The sequence below is a fragment of the Mesorhizobium sp. M4A.F.Ca.ET.050.02.1.1 genome (genome assembly GCF_003997725.1).
Lineage (GTDB): Bacteria > Pseudomonadota > Alphaproteobacteria > Rhizobiales > Rhizobiaceae > Mesorhizobium.
This window is the reverse complement of record NZ_RZSG01000421.1, coordinates 1-5,258: the sequence shown is the minus strand read 5'-3', so window position 1 is coordinate 5,258 and position 5,258 is coordinate 1. Positions and strand designations below refer to the sequence as shown.

Annotated in this window: 4 protein-coding genes and 1 pseudogene; 2 read left to right on the top strand and 3 right to left on the bottom strand. The window is 61.9% G+C overall.

What is annotated here, in order from left to right:
* Nucleotides 1–390, top strand: a 390-nt coding sequence (locus tag EOA33_RS23330) for an SGNH hydrolase domain-containing protein (protein WP_281033543.1), incomplete at its 5' end; no start/stop codon positions are given.
* A gap of 18 nt (nt 391–408) precedes the next feature.
* Here the strand turns inward: EOA33_RS23330 and EOA33_RS23325 are convergent.
* The 3 genes from EOA33_RS23325 to EOA33_RS23315 form a co-directional block, all read right to left on the bottom strand.
* Complete coding sequence (locus tag EOA33_RS23325; protein WP_127406700.1) at nt 409–2,439, bottom strand: hypothetical protein; 2,031 nt, start codon at nt 2,437–2,439, stop codon at nt 409–411.
* Complete coding sequence (locus tag EOA33_RS23320) at nt 2,440–3,723, bottom strand: glycosyltransferase (protein ID WP_190234347.1); 1,284 nt, start codon at nt 3,721–3,723, stop codon at nt 2,440–2,442.
* Nucleotides 3,724–3,839: 116 nt separating this feature from the next.
* Nucleotides 3,840–4,598: a hypothetical protein gene (locus tag EOA33_RS23315; protein WP_127406698.1), complete on the bottom strand. Its 759-nt coding sequence runs from the start codon at nt 4,596–4,598 to the stop codon at nt 3,840–3,842.
* Between the two features lie 251 nt (nt 4,599–4,849).
* Between EOA33_RS23315 and EOA33_RS23310 the strand changes: the two are divergent.
* Nucleotides 4,850–5,258: pseudogene (locus tag EOA33_RS23310) on the top strand (hypothetical protein); the annotation flags it as partial.

Below are 5,258 nucleotides of genomic sequence, written 5' to 3'. Positions count from 1 at the left end.
GATCTGGGCAAGCTGTTTCCGATGATGCTCATGGACGTCGCGAAGCTCTATGCCGATTTCCGCGGTCCGGTCATCCTGATCGGGCACGCTCCAAACACCAACCTGATCTGCGACGTGAGGCCTCACTATTTTTCGTTGCCATGCCCGGCGCCGTCGCTCTCGGAGCATGTCGCCTTCGAGGCTGCGTTTCGGGCGTTCGCGAGCCATTCCAGCTTTCAGCTGGTCGACCCTGTGCAGACCGTCTGCTCCACGACGGAGTGCCGCGCGACGGACGGCGCAGGACATAGCCTCTACGTCGACGACCACCACCTGTCGGTCTTCGGCGCAAGGCTGATCGTGCCGAAAATCATCGGAAAACTGCGGGACGACCTAGCCGTGGCGTCGCGGTGAGCAGCAGGGGGCGGTGAATCAATCTGCGCGAGGCAGACATCCTCGACACGCATCTGCCGTCGCGACCGACCAGGCCAGGATCGTCCCCAGAACGATGAAACAGAGCGCGCTGACCGCAAGCGGGACGGCGACCTCGTAGGTTCGCCCATTTTGGCGCGGATCGCTTATATCCGTGGCGGCGAACAGCACCGTATCCCGTTGGCGAAACGTGTACTCGCCCTGCCGGACGGCGGGCCACGAGTGCGCAGACCAGTTCACGCGTCGCAGCGGTGTCCCGTCCTCTCGCAGATAGGAGGCTTGCGAAGCAGGAAGGTCGTCAAAATGGAACAGGCCCGGAAAGCTAGGGGCCGGAAGGCGGGCTCCGTATCCTCCTCTGGAGGTGAACATTGCCTCGTTCTGCAACCGCCCCCCGGACAGCTGCGGCGTGAGGGCGAGTATGGCGACGCAGCCGGCGACGAAGAGAGCTGCGCCCCCGACGGTTCCCGCAGCAAAGCTCCAACCCGTTCTCTGGTTCTGAGCAGGCTCGACCTTCACGGCGAGCATGCCGCCGATCCCCAGCGCGACGGGCAGAAAGAGGCTCGGGGTCAGCAAGACGTCATGTGACGTGAGCATGACGCCCAGGACGGCAACACCAAGAGGAAGGTCTCTCGCATCGCGGACAAAGCAGAAAGCGAAGCCGACGAGACCGATCGGAACCAGCCATCCGAGGTGACCAAAGGCGATCGCGAACAGGACAAAACTGTTGTGGGGCGCGAGAGCCTGCGCCTCTTCGAGGCCTCGGCCGAAGAAGCCCCCTTCCCTGTAGGCGAGCAAGCCGCGTTCCAGAAAGAGAGCGCGTGCCGAGATTGAATTTCTTACACCTTCATCCGTGAGCCGCTCGCCGAGTGCCTGCATCTTGCTAGCGCTCGGAGATTGGCCCGAATTGGATGAGGATGCCGATGAGGGCATCGCGTTGGATGCCGGAACTGGCATCGCGCCAGTGTCCGACGGAGCTTTAGGAGAAGCTGGCCCCGCGCTTTCCAACGTCCTTGCTTCCGGCTGCCGTGAAGAAGGTCCGTTGACGCCGTTGCCAGGGAGGTCGGCGTGGAACGAAGCCGCTGGAGTCGTCGGCGGCAGAGTGCCGGGCCTGGGTGGGGATGCGGCTGTGAGCGGAGTGTCGACGGCCGCCGACGCTTCGTTGAGCGCCTCGTTCAGCGAGAGTACCCCTCCGAGGGACTCTCCCACGGCAACGCGGAAATAGTTATTGGTCAGCGAGGCAATGCCAATCGCTCCCAGGAGCGCAAATGCGACAGCGATCGCGCGTGCCCAATCACCAAGGTCGATCTGGAATTGCCGTCCATCGCGAAATCGTTGCCAGAGGCGAACGGCAATGGGCGCCGCGACGGCCGCAAAGGCGGCGAGAAGGGTCGAGCGGGAAAGAGTGGCCAGCAGTGCCGCCCCCACAAGAACAAGAAAGCTCGCACGCCATTTTTGCGTAACCGCGCCGTAGCTGGCTGCCGCGCCGAGCAGCAGGCCGGCCGCTGCGACGTTCGGGTTGATCGCCAACCCGGCAGCTCTGCCCGGAGTGTTGGTGAAGCCGTTGGCGAAGCACAGATCCAGAAAGCAGATGACAGCGCTGAGAGCAGTGGCCGACGCCGACAGCCGCAACACAGTTGCGGGGGAGGAGGCAAGCATCGTCACGATCGCCGCGCCACCGAGAAACAGGGTGATCAGATAGCATTTGGCGACGATCCCGACCGGATGCAGCGCAACCGGAGCGACTGCCATCGCTGCGGCGATCGCAAGCGGCACGATCGCCTTTCGCACGTCACGACGCACCACCAGGACAGCGAAAGAAACGATCAGGACGCTGCCATAGAGGGCGTGGAAAACCAGCCTCGCGAATTCATCCCTGCCCGTAAAGAACGGCAGAAAGAACGGCATAAACCACGACTGGTAGAGCGCCACGGCGAGCGCGCAGAGCCCGGCCGAAAGGTTCGCCAGGATCGGCCTCCACCGATGAGCCGCACTCGAGGAGCGATCCTGGGGGACATGACCGATCCCGCTCATTCATCTCCCCGCGAGATAGAGGCGTTCATAATCGTCGACCATGGCTGCGATCGAATAGCGCTGCCGCATCGTCTGTTGCCGAAACTTCCGGTCGGCCAGCGGCTCCGGCATTCGGTCGAGAACGGCAAGAAGCCCGCGAGCGAGATCAGCAGGGTCACGAGCCTCCACCAGGACACATCCTGGCATCCCGGAGACGGCCTCTGGATTCCCGCCGACGTTTGTGGCGACGACTGGAAGGCCGGCGGCGAGCTTTTCCATCAAGGCGTTGCAGAAACCCTCTTCGTGGGAAGCGATCACGCCGATGTCCATGCCCGCGAGCAGGGCCGGGACATCGGTCCGGCTCCCTAAAGCCTGCACTTTCGATCCGACGCCTAGCCGGGCGGCCTCGTCCAGCAGAGCCTCGCGGATGCCCCGATCCTGTCCGGCCATGAACAACCGCAGGCCCGAGTGCCTTGGGGAGGCGAGCGCGAACGCCTGGATCAGATCTCTATGTCCCTTGTAGGGTATGAGGTTGGCAACGATTACGATTCCGATTTCGTCCGGGCTGAGACCCAGTTTCAGCCGGGTCTCGGCCCGGCTATTTTCAATGTCATCGAAGCGGCTTAGATCGAGGCCGTTCGGTATCACCTTTACCGCGTGGACATCGTAGTCGTCCCGGGCTGCCATATCGGCCGCGACCGCATGAGAATTCGCGACCACCACGTGGGAAAGCCTGTTTGCGATCCGATCCATTCGTTTGAGCCGAGGCCATCGCTCCTGATGGTTGCCGAGACCGCGTCTTGAGGTGATCACGAGCCGTGCAAAAGCGATCCGACCTGCAACGGCGCCCAGGAAATTGGTCAGAGGCAGCAGCGCGTGAACGGCCGTTGGCCGCGACAAGGCGATGCGGGCAACAAGGGATGCGGCGGCAGCGGAAAGAACCAGCATTGCTTTCACGCTCGGTCGCGTCTTTGGTGCGACGCTTGGTTCAATGACTTTGGCAGATGCCGCCGCTGCGGGCGCGGGGTTCTGTCGGTGAAGTCCGTAAACGAGGTTTACGCCGGCACGGCTCAAAGGCTCGGCCAGGACGCCGCCTTTTGAAAGCGAAAACACTTCCACCCGCCAGCCTCGTCTTTTCAGATCCTTCGCGAGCATGACCAGTTGGCTTTCGGTGCCCCCAAGGTCGAGTTGCCCGATAATGAAGAGCACTCCCCGGCGACGCATTTTTGTCAGCGTCGCCGCGGGTACGGCGGCAAGGTCCCGTTGCTCAGTACCAGGCATCGGAATTTCTTTTCGAAGCCCCATCCTCTCGCAGCCCTCGCCGCTCGGGCCCGGCTTGCCATACGCGTGCACCGCCTGCAACCCAAAGGGTTCGTGAACCAGTCGGATCGAAGGCTCGCGAACAACTAATCCGGTCCGGCCTAAGCAATATTGCGACGCCTCAGAAGCGTGCCGAAAGCCGTGAGCAGGATACCCGCCGCCACAAGCATAAGCGGCGGCCACCATTTCAGGCGCTCAAACTTTGCCTCGTAGTTCCGGACGTCGTTGAAGCCTTGAGACGTCCCGAGGGGTTGCCACGATTGGCCATAGGCTTTGTGCAACAGGGGCAGCATCGATCCGAATTGCACATAATAGGGATCGATTATGGTGGGATCCTGCTGTACCTCGCTAAGCGAATGGGGGACGAAGACGCCGTAGTCAGAGTCCAGAATGCTGCCATTCGACTCAACGACCGTGTGCTCAGGCACCGTGTATATCGTGGCTTCGATCCCTTGATCTGCCAGGACGGAATACACAATCTTCGAAACCTGGGAGCAGAAGCCGTAGCCGCGGGCAAGCGCCTTGTGGGGAGTCACAAATTCATAATTCTGGAGGTTTTGCCGATACTGAGGAAGGAAGCTCTGCATCCAGAGCAGGTAATTGTCGAAAAGCCCTATCCTTGTGTAGCGGGTGTCTGCGAGGGTCCACTCGTCGCCTTGCGTCCAGTAGTGCACCATGCCGCCTGCCACCGCCTTTGTGAGGCGCTGGAGATAGGCCTGCACGGGCTCCTCCGGATCGCGGTAAAGGTCATCGACGTCTGCGACTTTCTCCTCGAATCCGAGGGGGCCTTCGGTTGCGGCCTGCGGTGGTGCCGGATAGGCGCTGATCAATCCAAGTGGGTAGGCCGAAACGAACAGCAAGAACGCCGTCCCGAGGCCAGCCGATAACAATCCCAGCGATCGCAACGGTCCCGCCGTTAGACGGATAGGTGACGTTCCTTGCCGCATTTTTAGGGCGCTATCCATGCTTATGGCCACCGCGCGGGCGCAGCCGCAGACTCATTTGCAGATCGAAGTTGTGGACGGCCGAGCTTCGACCGTCTGTGATTAAATTGTCAATCGGCACCGCATGCGGCTTGTCGCGGGCGGCTGAACGTGAGCATTGGGCATTCGTGAACGCGGACACGGCTTTGGCACCAAACGGAACACGCAACCCCGGCAGCACCACCGATACGCTTCGGCGCTTGTGGCAGCAGGTTTCGAAGCGCCGGAAACGACAGTTTTTCGGGCTTTTGGGCCTGATGACCTGCGGCGCTCTCGCGGAGGCGGCGACACTTGGAGCCTTGCTGCCGTTCCTCGCCCGCATCGCCAATCCCGAGGCAATCGGCGGCCAGTCCTTCCTCGCCCGTCAGCTGGCCGGCTTTCGACTGACCGATGCTTCGGACAGCCTTCTTGGCCTAACATTTTTGTTTTCGGTGGTCGCCCTCACGGCGGGCTCCGTCCGCATTTTCCTGACCTGGGCCACCAACTCCTATGTCTTCTCGCTCGGACACGAACTGGGGGTCCAAGTCTACAAGCGCG

Bases quoted from the DNA above. Each gene is read 5' to 3' on its own strand.
- EOA33_RS23325 (WP_127406700.1), bottom strand. From the start codon at position 2,439: ATGAGCGGGATCGGTCATGTCCCCCAGGATCGCTCCTCGAGTGCGGCT.
- EOA33_RS23320 (WP_190234347.1), bottom strand. From the start codon at position 3,723: ATGGGGCTTCGAAAAGAAATTCCGATGCCTGGTACTGAGCAACGGGAC.